This is a genomic window from Streptomyces melanogenes (assembly GCF_014649795.1).
GTDB lineage: Bacteria > Actinomycetota > Actinomycetes > Streptomycetales > Streptomycetaceae > Streptomyces > Streptomyces noboritoensis.
Genome location: NZ_BMTS01000088.1, coordinates 1 through 971, shown reverse-complemented (window position 1 = coordinate 971; position 971 = coordinate 1). Strand labels below are relative to the sequence as shown.

The following is a 971-nucleotide window of genomic DNA, read 5'->3' as shown; positions in this document are numbered from 1 at the left end:
CAGAAGCAGATGTAGTAAGCGATGTCCGTGTCATCTGTGAGGCTGCGCCGCGCGAGGAGCCAGTGGTCCCAGCCCGCGCGCCGCCAGGGCCGGATCGCGGCGGTGGCCCAGTCGTACTCGCGTGGGCCGTGAGCACCGTCACCGCAGCTCAGGCGTGTCCAGGCGTCGTCGGGCAGTTGACTGACCAGTTCATGGGCCCGGGCCTGCCCGAAGAACTCCATGGTCATGACCATCTGCGATTTCGGGACTGCGAGGACATGCGGGATGTCGTGTTCTTCCAGCCACAACCTGATGCGGCTCACCTGGCCGTAGAGTTCATCGGCGGTCACCCAGCCGAACGGGATCCCAGAGGCCACCGCGCGCTTGAGCATGCGCAGGCCCAGGTCTGGTTTGGTGGCGAACTCGACGTTGTCCCCGATGCCAGCCGACCGGCAGCGCTCACGATCCGATGTCCAGTCTTTCGGCAGATACAGTTCGCAGTCGATCAGCGCCCGGCCTCTGTCTGATCCGTAGGCCAGGAAGACCCCGACCTGGGAATTCTCGATCCGGCCGGCCGTCCCGGAATACTGCCGGGCCACGCCCGCAGACCGGACACCCTTCTTCAGGAATCCCGTCTCATCGAGGATGAGAATTCCCCGCTCGGGATCTCCGAGGTGCTCCGCCACCGCGTCGCGGACGTCGTCGCGCACTGCGTCGGCATCCCACAAGTAGTGGTTCAGCAGCCGCTGCATCCCCTGAGGGCCGGTGTCACCGGCGGCCTCGGCCAGCGTCCAGCCGTTCTTCCGCTCGCTCTCACCGAGCAGTCCCCGCAGGTAGGACACCATCCGCCGCCGGGACTCCACCCGCCCGAACCGGCCCGCGAAACGAGCCACGAAGTCGTCAAACAACCCTGACCAACCGTCAGTTACCCCTCCGCGCACACGGTGATCAACGACGCGCTGCCCACCGCGTCACGGAGTGTCGTTGCAGTA

1 protein-coding gene is annotated in these 971 nt (G+C 66.1%); it reads right to left on the bottom strand.

Translation table 11 applies throughout. From position 1 onward, the window contains the following. Positions 1-920: IS701 family transposase (locus tag IE252_RS42875; RefSeq protein ID WP_373298698.1), on the bottom strand; the 920-nt coding region annotated here is incomplete at its 3' end. Positions 921-971: the final 51 nt, after the last annotated feature.